22 protein-coding genes and 1 riboswitch are annotated in these 20,967 nt (G+C 74.8%); of the genes, 11 read left to right on the plus strand and 11 right to left on the minus strand.

Going from position 1 to position 20,967, the window contains the following annotated elements:
• The first annotated feature begins 31 nt into the window (after positions 1-31).
• Entirely contained in the window at positions 32-760 is a 729-nt protein-coding gene (locus ACFYT9_RS29940) for a ZIP family metal transporter (RefSeq protein WP_376602510.1), read from the plus strand.
• Positions 761-762: 2 nt separating this feature from the next.
• Here ACFYT9_RS29940 and ACFYT9_RS29945 read toward each other — a convergent pair whose 3' ends face one another.
• The 7 genes from ACFYT9_RS29945 to ACFYT9_RS29975 all read right to left on the minus strand — a co-directional run bounded on the left by ACFYT9_RS29945 (position 763) and on the right by ACFYT9_RS29975 (position 9,082).
• Positions 763-2,106 (minus strand): cobyrinate a,c-diamide synthase, encoded by a 1,344-nt coding sequence (locus ACFYT9_RS29945; RefSeq protein WP_389168873.1) that lies wholly within the window; start codon positions 2,104-2,106, stop codon positions 763-765.
• Positions 2,100-2,708 carry a cob(I)yrinic acid a,c-diamide adenosyltransferase gene (cobO, locus tag ACFYT9_RS29950; RefSeq protein WP_376602512.1) on the minus strand — a complete coding sequence of 203 codons (609 nt, stop codon included), beginning with the start codon at positions 2,706-2,708 and terminating at the stop codon, positions 2,100-2,102. The genes ACFYT9_RS29945 and cobO overlap by 7 nt, the downstream gene beginning before the upstream one ends.
• Positions 2,708-4,732, minus strand: coding sequence for a putative cobaltochelatase (locus tag ACFYT9_RS29955; RefSeq protein ID WP_389168875.1), 2,025 nt, complete (start codon positions 4,730-4,732; stop codon positions 2,708-2,710). The genes cobO and ACFYT9_RS29955 overlap by 1 nt, the downstream gene beginning before the upstream one ends.
• A gap of 49 nt (positions 4,733-4,781) precedes the next feature.
• On the minus strand, positions 4,782-6,290 hold the full coding sequence (locus ACFYT9_RS29960) for a cobyric acid synthase (protein WP_389168877.1): 1,509 nt from the start codon (positions 6,288-6,290) through the stop codon (positions 4,782-4,784).
• Positions 6,287-7,261, minus strand: a complete 975-nt coding sequence (locus ACFYT9_RS29965; RefSeq protein WP_389168879.1) for a cobalamin biosynthesis protein — start codon at positions 7,259-7,261, stop codon at positions 6,287-6,289. Before ACFYT9_RS29965 ends, ACFYT9_RS29960 begins: the two co-directional genes overlap by 4 nt.
• A 54-nt stretch (positions 7,262-7,315) precedes the next feature.
• Positions 7,316-7,396, minus strand: a riboswitch (cobalamin riboswitch).
• A gap of 158 nt (positions 7,397-7,554) precedes the next feature.
• Positions 7,555-7,776, minus strand: a complete 222-nt coding sequence (locus ACFYT9_RS29970) for a hypothetical protein (RefSeq protein ID WP_376605914.1) — start codon at positions 7,774-7,776, stop codon at positions 7,555-7,557.
• A gap of 28 nt (positions 7,777-7,804) precedes the next feature.
• Positions 7,805-9,082: an anion permease gene (locus tag ACFYT9_RS29975; protein ID WP_376605913.1), complete on the minus strand. Its 1,278-nt coding sequence runs from the start codon at positions 9,080-9,082 to the stop codon at positions 7,805-7,807.
• Between the two features lie 383 nt (positions 9,083-9,465).
• Here ACFYT9_RS29975 and ACFYT9_RS29980 point away from each other — a divergent pair, with 383 nt between their 5' ends.
• Positions 9,466-10,575 carry an alpha/beta hydrolase gene (locus tag ACFYT9_RS29980; protein WP_389168881.1) on the plus strand — a complete coding sequence of 370 codons (1,110 nt, stop codon included), beginning with the start codon at positions 9,466-9,468 and terminating at the stop codon, positions 10,573-10,575.
• A 135-nt stretch (positions 10,576-10,710) separates the two neighbouring features.
• A complete protein-coding gene (locus tag ACFYT9_RS29985; RefSeq protein ID WP_389168883.1) occupies positions 10,711-12,150 on the plus strand; it encodes a hypothetical protein in 1,440 nt (479 codons plus the stop codon).
• Positions 12,151-12,206: 56 nt separating this feature from the next.
• Here ACFYT9_RS29985 and ACFYT9_RS29990 read toward each other — a convergent pair whose 3' ends face one another.
• Both ACFYT9_RS29990 and ACFYT9_RS29995 read right to left on the minus strand, forming a co-directional pair.
• Positions 12,207-12,605, minus strand: a complete 399-nt coding sequence (locus ACFYT9_RS29990) for a VOC family protein (protein ID WP_387273294.1) — start codon at positions 12,603-12,605, stop codon at positions 12,207-12,209.
• A gap of 67 nt (positions 12,606-12,672) precedes the next feature.
• On the minus strand, positions 12,673-13,566 hold the full coding sequence (locus tag ACFYT9_RS29995) for a neutral zinc metallopeptidase (protein WP_387273292.1): 894 nt from the start codon (positions 13,564-13,566) through the stop codon (positions 12,673-12,675).
• A gap of 279 nt (positions 13,567-13,845) precedes the next feature.
• Here ACFYT9_RS29995 and ACFYT9_RS30000 point away from each other — a divergent pair, with 279 nt between their 5' ends.
• The 3 genes from ACFYT9_RS30000 (at position 13,846) to ACFYT9_RS30010 (ending at position 16,920) form a co-directional block, all read left to right on the plus strand.
• Positions 13,846-15,444, plus strand: coding sequence for an ABC-F family ATP-binding cassette domain-containing protein (locus ACFYT9_RS30000; protein ID WP_376597332.1), 1,599 nt, complete (start codon positions 13,846-13,848; stop codon positions 15,442-15,444).
• A 321-nt stretch (positions 15,445-15,765) separates the two neighbouring features.
• On the plus strand, positions 15,766-15,987 hold the full coding sequence (locus ACFYT9_RS30005; protein ID WP_006123601.1) for a helix-turn-helix domain-containing protein: 222 nt from the start codon (positions 15,766-15,768) through the stop codon (positions 15,985-15,987).
• Positions 15,988-16,119: 132 nt separating this feature from the next.
• A complete protein-coding gene (locus tag ACFYT9_RS30010; RefSeq protein ID WP_389168886.1) occupies positions 16,120-16,920 on the plus strand; it encodes an enoyl-CoA hydratase/isomerase family protein in 801 nt (266 codons plus the stop codon).
• 26 nt (positions 16,921-16,946) lie between these two features.
• On the opposite strand, the gene ACFYT9_RS30015 is transcribed toward ACFYT9_RS30010, so the two are convergent.
• Entirely contained in the window at positions 16,947-17,633 is a 687-nt protein-coding gene (locus tag ACFYT9_RS30015) for a hypothetical protein (protein ID WP_389168888.1), read from the minus strand.
• Positions 17,634-17,717: 84 nt separating this feature from the next.
• Here ACFYT9_RS30015 and ACFYT9_RS30020 point away from each other — a divergent pair, with 84 nt between their 5' ends.
• The 5 genes from ACFYT9_RS30020 to amaP are packed head-to-tail and all read left to right on the plus strand — an operon-like array spanning position 17,718 to position 20,038.
• A complete protein-coding gene (locus ACFYT9_RS30020) occupies positions 17,718-18,182 on the plus strand; it encodes an Asp23/Gls24 family envelope stress response protein (RefSeq protein WP_389168890.1) in 465 nt (154 codons plus the stop codon).
• A gap of 47 nt (positions 18,183-18,229) precedes the next feature.
• A complete protein-coding gene (locus ACFYT9_RS30025) occupies positions 18,230-18,421 on the plus strand; it encodes a hypothetical protein (protein ID WP_031002902.1) in 192 nt (63 codons plus the stop codon).
• A gap of 6 nt (positions 18,422-18,427) precedes the next feature.
• Positions 18,428-18,787, plus strand: a complete 360-nt coding sequence (locus ACFYT9_RS30030; protein WP_376597328.1) for an Asp23/Gls24 family envelope stress response protein — start codon at positions 18,428-18,430, stop codon at positions 18,785-18,787.
• Positions 18,784-19,431: a DUF6286 domain-containing protein gene (locus tag ACFYT9_RS30035; protein ID WP_389168892.1), complete on the plus strand. Its 648-nt coding sequence runs from the start codon at positions 18,784-18,786 to the stop codon at positions 19,429-19,431. Before ACFYT9_RS30030 ends, ACFYT9_RS30035 begins: the two co-directional genes overlap by 4 nt.
• A 7-nt stretch (positions 19,432-19,438) precedes the next feature.
• Entirely contained in the window at positions 19,439-20,038 is a 600-nt protein-coding gene (amaP, locus tag ACFYT9_RS30040) for an alkaline shock response membrane anchor protein AmaP (protein ID WP_376597326.1), read from the plus strand.
• A gap of 77 nt (positions 20,039-20,115) precedes the next feature.
• Here the strand turns inward: amaP and ACFYT9_RS30045 are convergent, their stop codons facing one another.
• Positions 20,116-20,871 (minus strand): SDR family oxidoreductase, encoded by a 756-nt coding sequence (locus ACFYT9_RS30045; protein WP_389168894.1) that lies wholly within the window; start codon positions 20,869-20,871, stop codon positions 20,116-20,118.
• Between the last annotated feature and the right edge of the window lie 96 nt (positions 20,872-20,967).

Genomic DNA, 20,967 nt, shown 5'->3' on the forward strand with positions numbered 1-20,967 from the left:
CACCGGGCCCCCCATCCGATAGCAAAGGGCCATGGCAGTGGTCGTCGCGCTCGGCGCGTTCCTGATGACGCTCTTCGGCGGCTGGGTCGCCCAGCGCGTCACCGACCGCCGGCACCTCGTCCTCGGACTGGCCGGCGGCCTCATGCTCGGCGTCGTCGGACTCGACCTCCTGCCCGAGGCCCTGGAGGCCGCCGGGACCGAGGTCTTCGGCGTCCCCGAGGCCCTGCTGCTCTTCGTCGGCGGCTTCCTCTTCGCCCACGTCGTGGAGCGGCTCCTCGCCACCCGCCGCGCCGCGCACGGCGCCGAGCCGGGCGAGCGGACCCCGCAGGTCGGGCTCGTGGCCGCGGGCGCCATGGTCCTGCACAGCCTCATGGACGGCATCGCGCTCGGCGCCGCCTTCCAGGTCGGCGGCGCCATGGGCGCCACCGTCGCGCTCGCCGTCATCACCCACGACTTCGCCGACGGCTTCAACACGTACACGCTCACCAGCCTGTACGGGAACGAGCGCCGCAAGGCCCTCGCGATGCTCTTCGCCGACGCGCTCGCACCGATCGCCGGCGCGGCGCTCGCCACGTTCCTCACTCTTCCGGAGGAACTTCTCGGCGCCTATCTCGGCTTCTTCGGCGGCGCCCTGCTCTACCTCGCCGCCGCCGAGATCCTGCCCGAGGCCCACCACGAACACCCCGCCCTCTCCACCCTGCTCTGCACGGTCGCGGGCGTCGGCTTCATCTGGCTCGTGGTGGGACTCTCCGGCCACTGAACTCACCCGCAGTGCGCCACGAACCGCGCGGCGACCTCCGGCGACCCCGCCCAGTGCGTGTGCACGTAACTCGCGTGCACCCCGCCCCGCACGAAGCCCTCCACCCGGCGCTCCGGCTGCCGCAGCCCCCAGGCCGGGACCGCCCCGGCACCCGGCTCGATCACCGTCCGGTGGAACTCGTGCCCGCGCAGCCGCGCCCCCGCCGGCGCCAGCACGCTGTCGCTCACGGCGACCGCGTCCCGGTACCCGAGGGTCAGCCGCTCCGACATCCGCGCGTCCGCCTCCAGCACCCCGCACATCGGCGTGCCGTCCAGCGACCGCGCCAGATACAGCAGCCCGGCGCACTCGGCCGCGACCGGCGCCCCGCTCGCCGCCAGCTCCGCCACGGCCTTCCGCAGCGGCTCGTTGGCCGCCAGCTCGGCCGCGTACATCTCCGGGAACCCGCCGCCTATCACCAGCCCGCGCGTCCCCTCGGGAAGCGCCTCGTCCCGCAGCGGGTCGAAGGGGACGACCTCGGCCCCGGCGGCCCGCAGCAGCTCGGTGTGCTCGGCGTACGAGAAGGTGAAGGCCGCCCCGCCGGCCACGGCCACGACCGGCCGCCGCCCCGCCGGGACAGGCGCCCCGACGACCGGGCTCCACGCCTCCGTGTCCAGGGCCGGCGCCGACCGCGCCAGCGCGAGGAGCGCGTCCAGGTCGCACCCGGCCCGCACCTGCTCCGCCTGCGCCGCCACCGCCTCCACGGCCTGCGCCTGCCGCTCGGCGACCGGGATCAGACCGAGGTGCCGCGACGGCGTCGCCACCGCGGGCGCCCGCCGCAGCACGCCCAGGACCGGCACCCCCGACTCCCCGAGCGCCTCCCGCAGCAGGTGCTCGTGCCGGTCGGTCGCGACCTTGTTGAGGATCACGCCCCCGATCCGCACCTCCGGGTCCCAGGACGCGAAGCCGTGCACGAGCGCCGCCACCGACCGCGACTGCGAGGACGCGTCCACGACCAGCACCACCGGCGCCTTCAGCAGCTTCGCCACCTGCGCGGTGGACGCCAGCTCCCCCTGGTCGGCGGCCCCGTCGTACAGCCCCATGACGCCCTCGACCACGGCCAGGTCGCAGCCGCGCGCGCCGTGCGCGAAGAGCGGCGCGACCAGCCCCGTCCCGCACATGTACGCGTCGAGGTTGCGGCCCGGGCGGCCGGTGGCGAGCGCGTGGTAGCCCGGGTCGATGTAGTCGGGCCCCACCTTGTGCGGGGAGACGGACAGGCCGCGGGAGGCGAACGCGGCCATCAGGCCGGTCGCCACCGTGGTCTTGCCCGCCCCCGACGACGGGGCCGCGATGACGAGACGTGCTACCACTCGATGCCCCGCTGGCCCTTCTGACCGGCGTCCATCGGGTGCTTGACCTTGGACATGTCGGTGACGAGGTCGGCGAAGTCCACCAGCTCCTGCGGCGCGTTGCGCCCGGTGATCACCACGTGCTGGTGGCCCGGACGGTCCCGCAGCACCTCGACGACCTCCTGCACGTCGATCCAGCCCCAGTGGAGCAGGTACGCGAACTCGTCGAGGACGTAGAACTTGTACCGCTCCTCGGCCAGGTCCCGCTTGACCTGCTCCCAGCCCTCGCGCGCCTTGTCCTCGTGCGACTGCTCGCCCTCGGCGACCTCGCGCTGGATCCAGGACCAGCCCTCGCCCATCTTGTTCCAGGTGACCGTGCCGCCCTTGCCGGTCTCGCCGAGCGCCTTGAGGGCGTTCTCCTCGCCGACCTTCCACTTGGCGGACTTCACGAACTGGAACACCCCGATCGGCCACCCCTGGTTCCAGGCGCGCAGCGCCATCCCGAAGGCGGCCGTCGACTTCCCCTTGCCGACGCCCGTGTGCACCATCACCAGCGCCCGGTTGCGGCGCTGACGGGTCGTGAGACCGTCGTCGGGCACGACGGTCGGCTGTCCCTGCGGCATTAAGCGGCCCTCCTGACAGAGCGGTTGACTTGTGCTTCCCGGACGAGCCCGGCGATCGCGTCGGCGCGCAGCTCGTCCAGGGTGACGGCGGTGCCGCCCAGATCGCGGGCGAGGTTCCCGGCGAGACCGAGCCGCACCGGGCCCGCCTCGCAGTCCACGACCACGCTCGCCGTGCCCTCGCCGGCGTGCAGCCGCGCGGCCCGCGCGGCCAGACCCACCGGGTCCGGCCCGCCCCCGGTCGCCCGTCCGTCGGTCACGACCACGAGCAGCGCCCGGCGCGAGGGGTCCCGCAGCTGCTCCACCCGCAGCACGTCGTGCGCCTTCAGCAGCCCGGCGGCGAGCGGCGTACGCCCCCCGGTCGGCAGCTCCTCCAGACGGGCGGCGGCCGCGTCCACGGAGGACGTCGGCGGCAGCGCCAGCTCGGCCCCGCGCCCCCGGAAGGTCACCAGGCCCACCTTGTCCCGCCGCTGGTACGCGTCGAGCAGCAGCGACAGCACGGCGCCCTTCACCGCGCCCATCCGCTTCCGGGCCGCCATCGACCCGGAGGCGTCCACCACGAACAGCACGAGGTTCCCCTCGCGCCCCTCCCGGACCGCCTGCCGCAGGTCGTCCCGCCGCACCACGAGCCCCGCCCCGGACCGGCCGCGCGCCCGCTGGTGCGGCGCGGCGGCCCGTACGGTCGCGGACAGGTGGAGCTTGGTCAGCGCGCCCCGGGGCCGGGTCGCGCCGGTGGTCCTGCCGTGCTCGGTACGGGCCCGGGAGCGCCGCCCGGCGGCCCCCTCGCCGAGCCCGGGCACGCTGAGCATCTTCGTACGGAACGGCTCGGCGGCCTTCACCGCGGCCCGTTCCCCGGCCCCGCTCCCGGGAGCGGGCGCCTGCTCCGGCGCCCCCTCCGGTACGCCGTCGGTCTCGGGCGCGGGCCCTTCGCCGCCCTGCGGGGGCACCCCGCCGCCATCGGGACCGCCGTCCCCCGGTCCGTCCGGACCCGGGTCCGGATCGTCGTCCGGCTCCTCGCCCTTGAACCGCTCCAGGGTCTCGTCGAGCTTGTCCTCGTCCATCCCCGGCGCGTCGAAGGGATTCCGGCGCCGACGGTGGGGCAGGGCGAGCAGCGCGGCCTGCCGCACGTCCTCGCTCGTGACCTCCTCCCGGCCCGCCCACGCGGCGAGCGCGGTCGCGGTCCGGGCCATCACGATGTCGGCGCGCATGCCGTCGACCTCGAACGCGGCGCAGGTGGCGGCGATCTGGAGCAGTACGGCGTCCCCGAGCGTCACCCGCGGCAGCGCCTCCCGCGCGGCGACGATACGGCTCCGCAGCGCGGCCTCCTCGCCGGCCCAGCGCGCGGCGAAGCCGGCCGGGTCGTCCTCGAACGCCAGCCTGCGCCGCACCACTTCGACCCGCTCCTCGGGCACCCGGGAGGCGGCGACCTCCACGGTGAGCCCGAACCGGTCGAGCAGCTGCGGCCGCAGCTCGCCCTCCTCGGGGTTCATCGTCCCGACGAGCAGGAAACGGGCGGCGTGCCGCACGGAGACGCCCTCGCGCTCGACGTGGGAGGCGCCCATGGCGGCGGCGTCGAGGAGGTGGTCGATGAGGTGGTCGCTCAGCAGATTGACCTCGTCGACGTAGAGGATCCCCCGGTGGGCGGCGGCCAGCAGACCCGGCTCGAACGCCTTCACCCCGTCGGCGAGCGCCTTCTCGATGTCGAGCGATCCGACGAGCCGGTCCTCGGAGGCGCCCACGGGCAGCTCCACCATCCGCGCGGGACGCGCGTCGGAGGCGCCGTCCCCGTGCGGCCCGTCCGGGCAGCCGGGGTCGGGCGAGGCGGGATCGCAGCTGAACCGGCACCCGGCGACGACGGCCACCTCGGGCAGCAGCTCGGCCAGCGCGCGCACGGCGGTGGACTTGGCGGTGCCCTTCTCGCCCCGCACGAGCACACCGCCCACGGCCGGCGAGACCGCGTTGAGCAGCAGCGCGAGCCGCAGGTCGTCCATGCCGACGACGGCGGTGAAGGGATAGCGGGTGCTCATCGGGTGGTCGCTCCTTCGGTACGTACGGATGCCTGGACCGGGACGGTGCTCACGGCGCCCCCGGCGGCACGAACGGCAGCCCCTCGGGCGCGCCCTCCTCGATGAGCCGCAGCAGCGCGTCCGTGTCGGCGTGCTCCTCGATCAGGTCGCCGAGCCGGTCCAGCTGCTCCTCGCGCAGCGCGCCGAAGGAGGTGTCCGGGGCGGGGACGAAGGCACGGCCGGCGGCCGCCGCGACCTCCCGGAGGAAGGCACGGCGGAAGCCGTCGCTCTCCAGGGAGCCGTGCCAGTGGGTGCCCCAGACGGCGCCGACGCGGCAGCCGTCCAGGAACGGGTCGCCGCCGAGCACCTCCGCGACGCCGTGGTGGATCTCGTACCCCTCGACCGGTTCGCCGAGCGCCTCGCCGACCGGCCGGGCGAGGGTCTTCTCGCGCGCGAACCGGACCCGTACGGGCAGCAGCCCGAGCCCGTCGACGGCGCCCGCCTTCGACTCGACCTCGTCCTCGATGTGCTCGCCGAGCGCCTGGAAACCGCCGCAGATCCCAAGGACGGGCCGCCCCTCGGCGGCCCTCCGGGCGATCGCGTCGGCGAGACCCCGCTCGCGCAGCCAGGCCAGCGCCTTGACCGTGCCGCGGGTGCCCGGCACGACGACGAGGTCCGCGTCGGCCAGCTCCTCCGGCCGGTCCACGAAGCGCACGATCACGCCCGGCTCGGCGGCCAGCGCGTCCACGTCGGTGAAGTTCGACATCAGCGGCACGGCGCAGACCGCGACCCGCAGCACGTCCGCCCCGAGCGGCGGCGCGACGACCGACTCGCGGACGGTGCCCCGCAGCGAGACCCTCAGGCCGTCCTCCTCGTCGATCCCGAGCCCGTGCGCGTACGGCAGCACACCGAAGGTCCGGCGGCCGGTGAGGCCGTGCAGCATGTCGAGGCCGGGTTCGAGCAGCGTCACGTCGCCCCGGAACTTGTTCACCAGGTATCCGGCGATCAGCTCCTGGTCCTCGGGGGCGAGCAGTGCCGTCGTGCCGAAGAACTGGGCGAAGACCCCGCCCCGGTCGATGTCGCCGACCACGACCACCGGGAGCCGGGCGGCCCGCGCGATGCCCATGTTGACGATGTCGGTACGGCGCAGGTTGATCTCGGCCGGACTGCCCGCGCCCTCGCAGATCACCGCGTCGTGGGTGGCCCGCAGCTCCTCCAGGCAGGCGAGGACCGGCTCGAAGAGGGTCTGCTGCCGGCCTCCGTGGTAGCCGCGCGCGCTCATCTCGCCGACCGGCTTGCCCATGAGGACGACCTGGCTGGACCGGTCGCCGCCCGGCTTGAGCAGCACCGGGTTCATCAGGGCGGTCGGCTCGACGCGGGCGGCCTGCGCCTGCATGGCCTGGGCGCGGCCGATCTCGGCGCCCTCCCGCGTCACGAAGGAGTTGAGGGACATGTTCTGTCCCTTGAACGGCGCCACCTTGACGCCCTGCCGGACCAGCCAGCGGCAGATGCCCGCCGTGACGACGCTCTTGCCCGCGTCGGAGGTCGTCCCGGCGACGAGCAGCCCCCCACCCCTCACTTCGTCCTCCGCTTCAGCGTGTCCGTCAGGATCCGGCCGCCGACACAGGCGGCCAGGGTCAGCCAGGTCACCCGGCGGGAGAGCCGGACCGCCCGGTCGATGTCGGCGACCTGGACGGGCCGCCCCCCGCCGTTGAGGACGGGCCGGTGCTCGACCCGCCCGCCGTACGAGAGCGTCCCCCCGAGCCGTACCCCGAGGGCACCCGCGAACGCCGCCTCGACCGGTCCGGCGTTGGGACTGGGGTGCCGGGAGGCGTCGGCACGCCAGGCGCGCGCGGCGCCGCGCGGATCGCCGCCGGCGACGGTCGCGAGCGCGGCGGTGAGCCGGGCGCCGGGCCAGCCGGCCAGGTCGTCGAGGCGGGCGGAGGCCCAGCCGTAGCGGCGGTACCGGGGCGACCTGTGGCCGACCATGGCGTCCAGGGTGTTGACGGCGCGGAAGCCGAGGAGGCCGGGCACGCCCGCGACCGCGCCCCACACCAGGGCGCCGACGACGGCGTCGGAGGTGTTCTCGGCGACGGACTCGACGACCGCGCGGGCCATCGCGGGCCCGTCCAGGGCCTGCGGGTCGCGCCCGACGAGGTGCGGCATCCGCTCCCGGGCGACCTCCAGGTCGCCGGCGGCGAGCGCCCCGCCGATGGCCCTGGCCTCCCGGCCCAGGGTGGTCCCGCCGACGACGGCCCACACGGCGGCGGCGGTCAGCGTGGCGGAGGCGGCCCGGCTGCCCCGGGTCGTCCGGGCCGCGAGCGCTCCGGCGGCGGCGGCGCCGCCCGCGCAGACGGCGGTGTGCAGGGCGCCCCGGCCCCGGTGGTCGCGCCAGAGGCGCCGCTCGACGGCGGCGGCGGCCCGGCCGAAGGCGGCGACGGGGTGGCCTCGGCGCGGATCGCCGACGATCAGGTCGACGGCGAGGCCGGCGGCGGCCCCGTACGCGAAGACCGTGGTGGCCCGGGAGGCCCCGGGGGTGCGGCCGGGCATGGCGGCGTGTCCTCACTCAGGGTCCGCGCCCTGGCTCGACGTGACCGGCGGCGAGAGTTCCTGACTCCCGGCCCGGCTGTCCGCGGGGCCGGTCACAGTGGCGGGACCGCGCCGGATTCGCACCGGGCTTCCTCTCCATTGCCGCCGTACTGGCCCCGGCAGTCCACCACGCCCCGAGAAGGGCCGTCAACCCAGCCTTGACCTGCGGCGGATCACTGTGCGAAGCGCCACAGACACGAGGGCCGGGCCCGCCCTCGGAAGAGGTGCGGGCCCGGCCCCGGAGCGTCGTGGGTTCAGACCACGATGAGGTAGATGCCGTACGCGACGGCGGCCGCGCAGAGCGCGAAGCAGGCGTAGGCGCCGGTGCGGGCGAGGGCCGCGGAGCCTCCCCGGGCCGCGGCCTCCTCCTGCTTGGTGAGGCCGACGATGCCGAGGGTGAAGAGGCCCACGAGGGCGACGGTCGCCACGAGGCTGACTCCGAAGACGGAGCCGAGAGCTGCCCAGTCGATCTTCATGGCTTGGTTTCCCGTTTCCTTGGAGGTCTCAGACCGCGGCGGCGGGGGCCGGGGGAGCGGCGGGGTCGTTCGGACCCGGCGCGTGGATGGTGGTCTTCAGGCCGTCGTCCGCGACGGCGGCGACGGTGCCGGCCGGCGGCGGGGTGACGGCCGCGATGGCCGTGGTCACGACGCCGGGGGTGCCGGAGTCGGGGCCGTCGCCGAGGTCGTCGCCGTTCACGTTGTTGTGGTCGACCGGCTCGCGGCGGGAGAGCACCCAGATCACGGCCGAGCCGCCGACCAGGACGAACGCCGTGGCGGCGATGCCCCAGGGGCCCTGCTTGGTGAGGAACTCGGCGCCGGCGCCGACGAGGCCGGCGGCCGGGAGGGTCAGACCCCAGGCGACGAACATGCGGGTGGCGGTCGACCAGCGGACGACGCCGCCCTTGCGGCCGAGGCCGGCGCCCATCACGGCACCCGAGCAGGACTGGGTGGTGGAGAGCGAGAAGCCGAGGTGCGAGGAGGCCAGGATGACCGTGGCGGCGCTGGTCTGGGCGGCGAAGCCCTGCTGCGGCTGGAGGTCGGTGAGGCCCTTGCCCATGGTGCGGATGATGCGCCAGCCGCCGAGGTAGGTGCCGAGCGCGATGGCGACACCGGCGGAGACGATGACCCACATGGGCGGGTTCGAGCCGGGGGCGACGACGCCCTGCGTGACCAGGGCGAGGGTGATGATGCCCATCGTCTTCTGGGCGTCGTTGGTGCCGTGGGCGAGGGAGACGAGACCGGCGGAGGCGATCTGGCCGGCCCGGTAGCCCTTGGCCGTGGCCTTCGCCTCGGGGTTGGCCTTGATCTTGTACGTCAGCTTGGTCGCGGCCATCGCGGCGAGACCGGCGACGAGGGGCGCCGCGATCGCCGGGATGAGGACCTTGGTGACGATGGTGGAGCCGTTCACGGCCGACCAGCCGGCCGACATCACCGCGGCGCCGATGAGGCCGCCGAAGAGGGCGTGGGAGGAGCTGGACGGCAGGCCCAGGAGCCAGGTCAGCAGATTCCACAGGATCGCGCCGACGAGGGCCGCGAAGATCACTTCTGTGCGGATGCCCTCTTCGTTGATGATCCCGCCGGAGATCGTCTTGGCGACCTCGACGGACAGGAAGGCGCCGACCAGGTTCAGCACGGCGGACATGGCCACCGCCGTCTTCGGCTTGAGCGCACCGGTCGAGATGGTCGTGGCCATCGCGTTCGCGGTGTCGTGGAAACCGTTCGTGAAATCGAACACGAGAGCTGTCACGACCACAATGGCGAGCAGCAGCGTGATGTGTTCCATTTACCCAGGCAATCGTTTGACGTCAGTGGCTGGACGAACGTAAGCAACCTGGGTGAACGGAAGGTGAACTGGGTGGGGCATCACGGTGTCCCGAACCGGTGTCGTGAGGTTCCGCTTCTTCGCCGGGACGCCCCCGTGTCCACCATCCGGTCACCCCGCAACCCCGGGTAATCCCGCCCCGTACGGGACGCACCGGACCCAAGCCGCCTTCGCCGCGATCGGCGCGTTCCACGCCCTGGACGCGTTCATCCGCACGGGGCACCCGCGGAGGAGACGCTCGTCACCCTCCCGGGGCACCCGGGCGAGCCCCCCGGAGTTCCCCGGGACACCCGCACGGCCCCCGTCCGGTGGCAGTCTCCGCACCCCGTGCCGAGACTGGGAGCGTGCGCCCGGCTACAGCGACGGCAGCGGCCGTCACCACCCTGATCGGTGTCGGCGCGGCCGCGGTCGCGGCCGCCCGCCACGCCGGCGACGTCGCGCTCCGGCCGGCGTCCGGCCGGCCCCTCCCCGGCGACCCCAAGCTCACCGTGCACGCCACGGGACCCGAGCGGGTCACCCTCACCCGCAGCCTCGCCTCGCTGCGCCCCGGCACGTACGGGATGACGGCACCCGGAGTGCACGCGGTCACCGGACCCGTCCTCGACCGCGTCCCGCACACCGCGGACACCGTCGTGCGCCGCCTCGAACGCGTGGAGCAGGGCGCGCTCGGGCCCGGCAGCCGCGTCCGGCTCACACCGCAGCTGCACACCGGCACCCCGGAGACCGCCCTCGGCCTCTTCCACGAGGACGTCGAGATCCCCGGCGAGCTCGGCCCGCTGCCCGCCTGGCTGGTCACTGGCCCCCGCTCCACCTGGGTGGTCGCCCTGCACGGCCTCACCGCCGGCCGCGAGCACACGCTGAACCTCGTCCCCTTCTACGCGCGCCGCCGCGTCCCGGTCCTCGTCCCCGCCTACCGCGGCGACGCGGGCGCCCCCTCCCCGGCCGACGGCATCTCCCAGCTCGGCGACACCGAGTGGCGCGACGTCGACGCGGTCCTGCGGTACGCGGTCCGGCGCGGCGCGACCAAGATCGTGCTGCACGGCTGGGGCACCGGCGCGACGATGGCGCTGCGCGCGGCGGCCGAGTCGGGCGTACGCGACCGCATCGCCGGCCTCGTCCTCGACTCCCCGGTCCTCGACTGGGAGGCCACCGTCCGCAACCTCGCGGCGGCACGGGGCGTCCCCGGCCCACTGGTCCCGCTCGCCGTCCGCGCCGCGCTCGGCCGCACCGGCCCGCACCCCGACCACACGGCGGGCCTCCGGGTCCCGGTCCTCCTGGCCCACGGCCCCGACGACTCGATCGCCCCCTGGGAGCCGTCCGTCGAACTGGCCGCCCGCCGCCCGGACCTGGTGACCCTCCTCCCGGTCCGCCAGGCCCCCCACACGGCCATGTGGAACGCCGATCCCCTCCGCTACGAGGAAGCCCTCCGCCGTTACCTCACGCCCCTGATGTGACCCCGCGACCGTCCGCCGGAGCGCCGCCCGCCCCCGCGCCCGCCCGCCCCCGCCGGGAGGCCTGCGCGGGGCGTCCCGTCGTGGCGCGCGGCATTCCGATTGGGCTTTCGGGCCGTCAGCGGGAAGACTGCCCCCGTGACGTCTCGAAAGCCCGATGAACCATTGGCGCGCAACTCCAGACTCCGACTCGTCCGTCCGCGGTCGCTGGCCACCGCCCGACGGGCCGCGACGACGCGGCGCACCCGGCCTGCCCCGAGGCCGCCCGAGGGCACCCCGCCCCGCGCGGAGCTGGCCCGCCAGGCCCGGCTCGTCCTCGCCGACGCCGTACGGATCGCCCGCTGGGCCGCGGCGCCGCGCGGCCCGCAGGCGGGTCCCCGGGCGGTCGCCGCCGACGCCTCCGCTTCCGCCCCGCTCGACGGCCCCGCCGCCGCCGAACGGGCCGCCACCGACCTCGATCTGACACCGGGTCGGGTCCGGGCCGGCTGGGACCGGGCCCGGCTGGCCGGCCTCGTCGAGCTGCACGGCGCCACCGTCCGCCCCGGCTGGCGGCTGCAGGCGTGGGACCGGGACGACTCCGCGGTGCTCCGCGGCTGGGTCGCGCTCCTCGACGCCTGGTCGCTGGTCCACCCCGCCCCGGAGGGCGTCGCGCCGGGCGCGGTCGCGGAGGTCGTGGAGGCGGTGCCGCAGGTCCTCTCGCTGCTCCAGCTCTCCCAGGGCCCCGTCCTCGTCCCCGCCCTGCTGGACCTCCTCGGCCAGCGCGTGGACGAACTCCGCGAGGAGCGCTGCGAGGTGCCGGACGACGGCGCTCCCGCCCCCGTGGCTCCGCCGGCCCCGGCCGAGCGGCTGCCCGCGCTCCTCGACTGGGCCCTGGAGGGCCTCGCCGAGGTCGGCGCGCTCACCCTCGACCCGGCGGGGCCGGAGGGACGTCACGCGACCCTGACCCCGCTCGGCAACTGGGCGGTCTGGGTCAAGCTGGAGCAGATCTGCGTGGCCGCCCAGAGCCCCGCGGGCAACATCGAGCAGTCCGCCGCCGACATGCTCCGCGGCTGCGCCCGGCTCACCCCGGGACCGGCCCGCGACGAGTACCGCGCCTGGCTCGCCGCCCGCCCGCTGGCCGGCGCGGTCGCCGAGCTCCTCGCCGCCGCCCGCGGCGAGGACGCGCTGCTGCGCGGGCTCGCCTTCGAGGCGCTGCGGGTCGTCGGCGCCCCCGCCGAGGCGGAGGTCCGCGCCGCCGTCGCCGAGCCTTCGCTGCGCCCGTACGCGCTGCTCTGGCTCGCCGAGTACGACGGCGCCGACCCCGACGACGCCCCCGAGGTCCTGACCCGGGAGGAGGCGACCTGGCTCTGGGTGGACACCGCCGCGGCCGTCGCCGACCACGGCGAGAGCGAGCTGCTGGTACGGCACCTGGACTCGGCCGTCCAGGGCACGGTGCCGGCGCTGCTCGACGAGGTCAGGGCCGTCGGCCACCCGCGTACCGTGCAGGTGCTGGTGGCGCTGGCCGCCGCCCACCCGGACCCGGCCCTGGCGAAGGCCGTCCGCCGGGCCGCCTTCCAGGTCCACACCGGGGGCTCCTGACGCGGCACGGGAACCGGGCCGCCGAACCGGACGCCCGCCCGGTCGCCCCGGCAGTCCTAGTCGCCGCCGGGGGTGTACGTGCCGAAGCTCCACACGTTGCCCTCGGCGTCCTTCGCCATGTAGTCCCGGGAGCCGTAGTCCTGGTCGGTGGGGGGCATCACGATCTCCACGCCGTGCGCGGCGGCCCGGGCGTGGTGCTCGTCGACGTCCCGGACGTGGACGTAGATCCCCACCGGACCGCCCGCGCCCATCGCCTTGTCGAACTCGCTGTCGGTGCCGGCGCTGCCGAGCATCACCATGCCGTTGCCGTAGCTCAGCTCGGCGTGCGCGACGAGACCGTCCTCGCCCTCGTACACCGCGGTGGCGGTGAAGCCGAACGCCTCCGTGAGCAGCGTGATCGCCGCCTTGGCGTCCCGGTACTTCAGCGCCGGACAGATGTCGGGTGCCTCGGACATCCCGCTCACTCCCTCTCGCTTCGGCCGGATGTGACCTGAGACACAGTCTCGCAGGCGGCCGGGCCGATCAGCGGAAGGTGTTGCACCGGGCCATGTCGCCGGTCCGGTACCCCGTGTAGAACCACTGCTGCCGCTGCTCGGCCGAGCCGTGCGTCCAGCTCTCCGGGGTCACCCGGCCCTGGAAGCGTTCCTGGATCCGGTCGTCGCCGACCGCCGCCGCCGCGTCGAGGCCGTCCCGGATGTCGGCGTCGTCGAGCCGGGCGATCAGCGGCCGTCCGGTGGACTCGTCCGGGGTGCTCGTCGCGTGCCGGGCCCACACGCCCGCGTAGCAGTCGGCCTGGAGCTCGACCCGGACGGCGTTGGAGTCGGCCCCGGTCCGCCCGTCCTGGGCCCGGCTGAGCGTCCCCATCAGGTTCTGCACGTGGTGCCCGTACTCGTGGGCCACCACGTACGCCTGGGCGAAGGGCCCGCCGCTGGAGCCGAACTTGGTCCGCAGCTCGTCGAAGAAGCCGAGGTCCAGGTAGACCCTCCGGTCGCCGGGGCAGTAGAAGGGGCCGACCGCCGAGCTCGCGGCCCCGCAGGCGGTGTTCACCCGCTGGCTGAAGAGCACGGTGGAGGCGTCGCCGTAGGTGCCGCCCCGGCGCCGGTACTCGCCGCGCCAGTAGTCCTGGACGCTGTTGACGACGGCCACGGTCCGGCAGTCCAGCCGGCTGTTGGCGTCCGCCCCGGTCCGGCAGGACCGGTTCACCTCGGCCGCGGAGGAGGCGCCGGCGGCGGGTTCCTCCTCGCCGCCGGAGGAGAGCCCCAGCTGGTCGGGGCCGACCCCGAAGAGGACGCCGAGGATCAGGGCGATGAAGCCGATGATGCCGCCGCCGACGGTCGCCTTCCCGCCGGGGATGCGGCTGCCGCGGACGTCCTTCACCTCGGAGGTGTCCAGACGGGCGTCGTCGTCGAACTGCACGGTCCACCTCCGCGTCACCGCGACGGCCCGACCGCCGCCCTCCGCCGAGTATCAGCCGATCTTCCGCGCCTCGCCCCTTTTGTTCCCTCTGATGCGGACTGAGAGATAAGTCCCGAACTCGTCCCCGTCGCCCGTGTGGCCGAAAACCAGTTGCAGGCGCCCGATAGAATGGCCGCATGGACATTCTCCCCTGGGACATCCTCCCCTGGGTGCACTAGCGGCGTCGCAGCCCGTCACCAGCCGTCATCCGCCGTTTTCCCACCGCCCTGGAGTCTGTCCGTGATCACCGCTTCCGGCATCGAGCTGCGCGCCGGCGCCCGCATCCTCATCGAGAACGCTTCCTTCCGCGTCGCCAAGGGCGACCGCATCGGCCTGGTCGGCCGCAACGGCGCGGGCAAGACCACCCTCACCAAGTGCCTGGCCGGCGAGGGCCAGCCCGCCGGCGGCAGCATCGCCCGCTCCGGCGAGGTCGGCTACCTCCCGCAGGACCCCCGCACCGGCGACCTCGACATCCTCGCCCGCGACCGGGTCCTCTCCGCCCGCGGCCTCGACGTCCTCCTGCGCAAGATGCGGCAGAACGAGGAGCGGATCGCCACCGGCGCCGGCGCCACCCGGGAGAAGGCTCTCAAGCAGTACGAGCGCCAGGAGACCGAGTTCCTCACCAAGGGCGGGTACGCCGCCGAGGCCGAGGCGGCCACCATCGCCGCCGCCCTCGGCCTGCCCGACCGGGTCCTCGGCCAGCCGCTGCACACCCTCTCCGGCGGTCAGCGCCGCCGGATCGAGCTGGCCCGGATCCTCTTCTCGGACGCCGACACCCTGCTCCTCGACGAGCCGACGAACCACCTCGACGCCGACTCGATCATCTGGCTGCGCGACTACCTCAAGAGCTACCGCGGCGGCTTCATCGTCATCTCCCACGACGTCGACCTGGTCGAGACCGTCGTCAACAAGGTCTTCTACCTGGACGCCAACCGCTCCACCATCGACGTCTACAACATGGGCTGGAAGCTCTACCAGCAGCAGCGCGAGGCCGACGAGAAGCGCCGCAAGCGCGAGCGCCAGAACGCCGAGAAGAAGGCCGCCGCGCTCAACTCGCAGGCCGACAAGATGCGCGCCAAGGCCACCAAGACGGTCGCCGCGCAGAACATGGCCAAGCGCGCCGAGCGCCTGCTCTCCGGCCTGGAGGCGGTCCGCGTCTCGGACAAGGTCGCCAAGCTGCGCTTCCCGGAGCCCGCGCCCTGCGGCAAGACCCCGCTCACCGCGGAGGGCCTGTCGAAGTCGTACGGCTCGCTGGAGATCTTCACCGACGTCGACCTCGCCATCGACAAGGGCTCCCGCGTCGTCATCCTCGGCCTCAACGGCGCGGGCAAGACGACCCTGCTCCGCCTCCTCGGCGGGGTCGAGCAGCCCGACACCGGCGAGGTCACCCCCGGCCACGGCCTCAAGCTCGGCTACTACGCCCAGGAGCACGAGACCCTGGACCCGGAGCGCACGGTCCTGGAGAACATGCGCTCCGCCGCCCCCGACCTGGACCTGGTCGAGGTCCGCAAGACGCTCGGCACCTTCCTCTTCTCCGGCGACGACGTCGACAAGCCGGCCGGAGTGCTCTCCGGCGGTGAGAAGACCCGGCTGGCGCTCGCCACCCTGGTCGTCTCCTCGGCCAACGTGCTGCTGCTCGACGAGCCCACCAACAACCTCGACCCCGCCAGCCGCGAGGAGATCCTCGGCGCGCTGCGCACCTACAAGGGCGCGGTCGTCCTGGTCACCCACGACGAAGGCGCCGTGGAGGCGCTCGACCCGGAGCGGATCATCCTGCTCCCGGACGGCGTCGAGGACCTGTGGGGCCCCGACTACGCGGACCTCGTCGCCCTGGCCTGAGCCCGGACTGGATCATTCGGCTCATCGCCGGATCCGTCATCTGAGTGAGAAGGTCTCGTACCCCCGGCGCGGACCTCTGCCGAATCCTTCCGGCAGAGTCCGCGCCGTACGTGTGTTCGGATGGCGGTGCTGACCTGCCAGTCCCTTGATCCATTCGTCCGATGGTCGGGTTCCGGCCGTGCGGAATGACCGGTTCCGATCGTGAGGACGACCTACTCGTCCGCAAACCCGGCAGGACGGACCTCGTCGAATGGGTGGCCAGGACGACGGGGAGGGGTGATCATGAGAAGTCCAGAGCGCACTTCCCATGAGGAGGCACGGGTGGCCGAGACTCTGAAGAAGGGCAGCCGGGTGACCGGCGCCGCGCGCGACAAGCTCGCGGCAGACCTGAAGAAGAAGTACGACTCCGGTGCGAGCATCCGGGCGCTGGCCGAGGAAACGGGCCGCTCCTACGGATTCGTCCACCGGATGCTCAGTGAATCCGGAGTGACGCTGCGTGGTCGCGGCGGAGCTACCCGGGGCAAGAAGGCAGCCTCGGCCTGACGCCGGGGGCGACTCGACCGGTCCACCGGGACCTTCCCGGTGGGCACCCGGTCGGTCCTGCGACCGACCCGGTGGTTACTGTGCAGTCACTTAGCATCGGATGCAGTGCTGCACCGGAACCGGAGGCGCCCCATGACCACGCCCGACGACGCCCAGCTCGTCTTCGACAAGGACGGTGTACGGCTCACCGTCGAGGACGCCGTTGCCACGGTGACCCTGACCAATCCGGCGAAGCGCAACGCCCAGTCTCCCGCTCTGTGGCGGGCGTTGACGGAAGCCGGCCGGTCTCTGCCGGGCAGCGTGCGGATCGTCGTCCTGCGCGGTGAGGGCAAGTCCTTCTCCGCCGGACTCGACCGACAGGCCTTCACGCCCGAGGGCTTCGACGGAGAGCCGTCCTTCCTCGACCTCGCACGGGGTTCCGACGCGGACCTCGACGCGGTCATCGCCGAGTACCAGGAGGCGTTCACCTGGTGGCGCCGCAGCGACCTCGTGTCGATCGCGGCCGTCCAGGGCCACGCCATCGGTGCGGGCTTCCAGCTCGCCCTCGCCTGCGACCTGCGGGTCGTCGCCGAGGACGTGCAGTTCGCGATGCGCGAGACCAGCCTGGGCCTCGTCCCGGACCTCACCGGGACGCACCCGCTGGTCTCCCTCGTGGGCTACGCCCGCGCGCTGGAGATCTGCGCCACCGGCCGCTTCGTCCACGCCGACGAGGCCGAGCGCATCGGCCTGGCCAACATCGCCGTACCCGTCGCCGAACTCGACGCCGCGGTACGGGACCTCGGTGCCGCCCTGCTCGCCGCGCCCCGCGACGCCGTCGTCGAGACCAAGGCGCTGCTCCGGGGCGCCGCCGGCCGCTCCTACGAGGACCAGCGCGTCGCCGAGCGCGCCGCCCAGGTCCGCCGCCTCCGCGACCTCGCCGGCCTCGGCGACTGACACCTGCACGCCGGGCCCTCGGGCCGTCAGCGCACCTCCGTGACCACGACGGTGACCGCGACGTCCGCGGGGGCCTCGGCGGCCGCCGCCGCGCGCGCGGCCCGGGCCACCTCCGCCGGCGGATGGTCCGCCGCCACGGCGAACTCCACCCGGACGGCCCCCCGCGTCCGGAGCACCGGCGGGCCCAGCGCCTCGGTCACCGCCGCCACGCCCGGCACCAGCAGCACCGCGAGCGCCACCGGATCGTCCGTCGCCGGGACGCCACGGCCCGGCGACGGGGGCGCCGGCCCGTCCGCGGGCGCCTCCTCCAGCAGGTGCGTCACCCGCAGATCGGCCTCCGTCACCGCCAGGCCCAGCTCCGTCGCCGCGGCGAGGAGAACCGCCCGTACCTCCTCCGCCGTCTCCGGCAGCGGCCGCCCGACGGCCACCGCGGCGAACTCGGCCTCGATCCGCAGGGGCCCCGGCGCGAGCCCGCCCGGCGGTACCGGGAAAGGCGGATCCGGAAAAGGCGGATCCGGGAGGTCCGGCCCCGTCGCCGCGCCGATCCGCAGCCTGCCCGGCACCGCGCCCCGCACCCCCGCCGCCGCGCGGACCAGCGCCTCCCGGGCCGCGCGCTCCGCGAGCCACGCCCCCGCCGCGGCGCCCAGCGGCAGCAGCCTGCCCGGCGCCAGGCGGTCGCGCACCGCCGCCGTCCAACCGTCACCCATGGTCATTGCCCCAGCCTGCCGTATCCCCGGAGCGGTCTCGGGGAACCGCCCTTAGTGTGGGCGAAGAACCCCGAAATATCCCAGAAGGGGATGAATTCCATGACGGACAGCGAACGCACAGGCGAGACCACCTCGATCACCAAGAAGGGCGGCGGCGCGGCCGGCTCCCGGGGCCGCACCACCATCGCCGACGGAGTGGTCGAGAAGATCGCCGGCATGGCCGCCCGCGACGTCGTCGGCGTCCACGCCATGGGCAGCGGGTTCTCCCGCACCCTCGGCGCCGTCCGCGACCGCGTCCCCGGCGGGGGCGGCGGCAAGGCGGGCGTCACCCGAGGGGTGAAGGCCGAGGTCGGCGAGGTGCAGACCGCCCTCGACCTGGAGATCGTCGTCGACTACGGCGTCTCCATCGCCGACGTCGCCGGCGACGTCCGCGAGAACGTGATCGCGGCCGTGGAGCGGATGACCGGCCTGGAGGTCGTCGAGGTCAACATCGCGGTCAGTGACGTGAAGCTGCCCGACGAGGAGGACGAGGAGCCGGAGTCGCGGCTCCAGTAGCCGACCGGCACCGACAACGGACCGCAGGGCCCGGAAAGAGGTTCAGCATGAGCATGGCGGTGGTCGGCCTGCTGGCCGGCATGGGTCTCGGCTTCGCCGGATACTTCGGCGGCTTCGGGGCGTTTCTGCTGGTCGCGGCCCTGGGCGCGGTCGGCTTCGTGGCCGGCCGCTTCCTCGACGGCGACCTCGAACCCGGCGATCTCCTCCGGGGCCGCGACCGCGGCGACCGGCGGCGGTGACGGCGGGTGCCCACGGACGTGAAGGAGCGGCCCCGGGTGCGCGAGCGGGGCGCGACCACGATCGCCGACCGGGTGGTCGCCAAGATCTCCGCCCAGGCCGCCCGGGAGGCCCTCGGCGGCGTGCCGAAGGGCGGCCACCCGCCGCACGCCTCGGTCGCCGTCCACCGGGACGCCGCCCGCATCTCGATCAGCCTCGAACTGGACTACCCCACGGACGTCGGCCGCCGCTGCGGAGCCGTCCGCGGCCGGGTCCGCGGCCGGGTCGAGGAGCTCGTCGGCATGGAGGTCCACGAGGTCTCCGTCCACGTCGAACGCCTCCACTCCGCGCGCACCTCGTCCGCCGCCGGGAAGGGCCGCCTGGCATGACGACACCCGGACAGCCCAACGGCCCCCGGGAGAGCGGGGAGACGGCCGAGGACGGCGACGGCGGCGTCCCCGTCCTCGCCGGAAGCGGTACGGACACCGAACGGGTCCGCCGCTTCTGGGCCGTCCGGCGGATCCCCGCCGCCCTGCTCGCCGCCGTCGTCCTCGGAGCCGCCGGACTGCTGCTCTACGACGTGGCCGCCGTCCGGGCCGACCACAGCGCCATGAGCTGGCGGCAGGAGCTCGCCGACGGCCTCGCGACCCGGCCCCTCGACAGCACCACGGTCCTCGTGGCCGCCGGCGTCGCCGTCCTGCTCGGCGTCTGGCTGCTGGTCCTGGCGTCCACCCCCGGCCTGCGGGACGTGCTGCCCATGCGCCGTGCCCACCCCGACGTCCGCGCCGGGCTCGACCGGGACGCCGCCGCGCTCGCCCTGCGCGACCGGGCCATGGAGGTCTCCGGCGTGCAGTCCGTGAAGGTCCGGGTCGGCCGCGCCAAGGTCGCCGTCCGGGCCGTCTCCCACTTCCGCCCGCTCGACGACGTCCGCGCGGACGTCGAATCCGTCCTCGGCGACGGGATCGAGGAACTCGGGCTCGCCCGTCCGCCCGTCCTCACCGTCCGGGTGGACCGCCCGCCCGAGAAGGGGTGACGCACCGGTGAACGCACCCGTCACCGCCGTCCTGCGGCGCGTCAACCGTGTCCTCCTCGGCCTCGCCGGGCTCCTCCTGCTCCTTGCCGGCGGCGCCGTCCTCGCCGCCGGACTCGATCTGCCCGTCCCGTCCTGGTGGCCCTGGTCCGGCCCCGGCGACGTGCTGCTCACCGCCGCCGACCGGCGGCGGTGGCGCGAGGAGAGCTGGTGGTGGCCGACGGTCATCGCCGTCCTCGGCGTCGTCGTCCTGCTCGCCCTGTGGTGGCTGTTCGCCCAGTTCCGCAGGGCCCGGCTCGCCGAGGTCCTGGTCGACACCGGCGACGGCGACGCCGCCGTGCTGCGCGGCCGGGCCCTGGCGGAGGTCCTGGAGGCGGACGCCGCCGCGCAGGACGGCGTGGCCCAGGCCAGGGTCGCCCTCACCGGCCGCCGCACCGCCCCCCGTACCCGCGTGGCGCTCCGCCTGGAGCCGTACGCCTCTCCGGGCGAGGCGCTCGCCGGCCTGAGCGACGAGGCCCTGGCCCGGGCCCGTACGGCGGCCGGACTCGCCGCCCTCCCCACCGAGGCCCGCCTCCGCGCGGTAAAGCACCGGGCCCGCCGGGTGAACTGACGGGCCCCGAAGAACCGCCCTGCGGACCCGGACCGCGCGGACCCGGACCGCGCGGATCCGGGCCGGAGCCCCCGGACTCAGAAGCCGTGCCGGGCGCCGCCGTCCACCGGGAGCATCAGCCCCGTCAGGTAGGAGGCGGCCGGGGACAGGACGAAGGCGGCCGTGCGGCCGAACTCCTCCGGAGTGCCGTAGCGGCGCAGCGGGATCGCCAGCTCGTTGGCCGCGCGGGACGCCTCGGCGTCGCCGGAGAGGGCGTCGAGCTGCCGGACCCGGTCGGTGTCGATCCGGCTGGGCAGCAGGCCGATCACCCGGATCCCGCGCGGGCCGAGGTCGTTCGCGAGCGACTTGGCGAAGCCGGCGAGACCGGGGCGGAGCCCGTTCGAGACCGTCAGGCCCGCGATCGGCTCGTGCACCGACCCCGACAGGACGAAGCCGATCACACCGCCGTCGCCCAGTGCCTCGGCCGCCGCGCGGGCGAGCCGGACCGCGCCGAGGAAGACGGTGCCGAAGGCCGCCGCCCACTCCTCGTCGGTGTTGTCCGCGGCGAAGCCCGGCGCCGGGCCCCCGACGCTGATCAGGATGCCGTCGAAGCCGCCGAGCCGCGCACGGGCCTCCGCGATCAGCCGGGCCGGGGTCTCCGGGTCGTCGTTGTCGGCGGCGACCCCCGCCGCGCCCTCGCCCAGCCCGGCGACCGCCCCGGCGACGGTCGCCTCCTCACGGCCGGTGATCAGCACCCGGGCACCCTCGGCGAGCAGCGCCTCCGCGGAGGCCCGGCCGAGCCCCCGGGTCGCGCCGGTGACGACGTACACGCGGTCCTTCAGTCCAAGATCCATGGTGTAGGTTCCTCTCAATTGAGTCCTGGTCAGGAAACTTGACCAGCGGTTTCATGCTTGAGTCCCCGGTTCGTGTCAGGGAAGCCGTCCCGAGCG

This window comes from Streptomyces sp. NPDC004435 (genome assembly GCF_042873895.1).
Classification (GTDB): Bacteria; Actinomycetota; Actinomycetes; order Streptomycetales; family Streptomycetaceae; genus Streptomyces.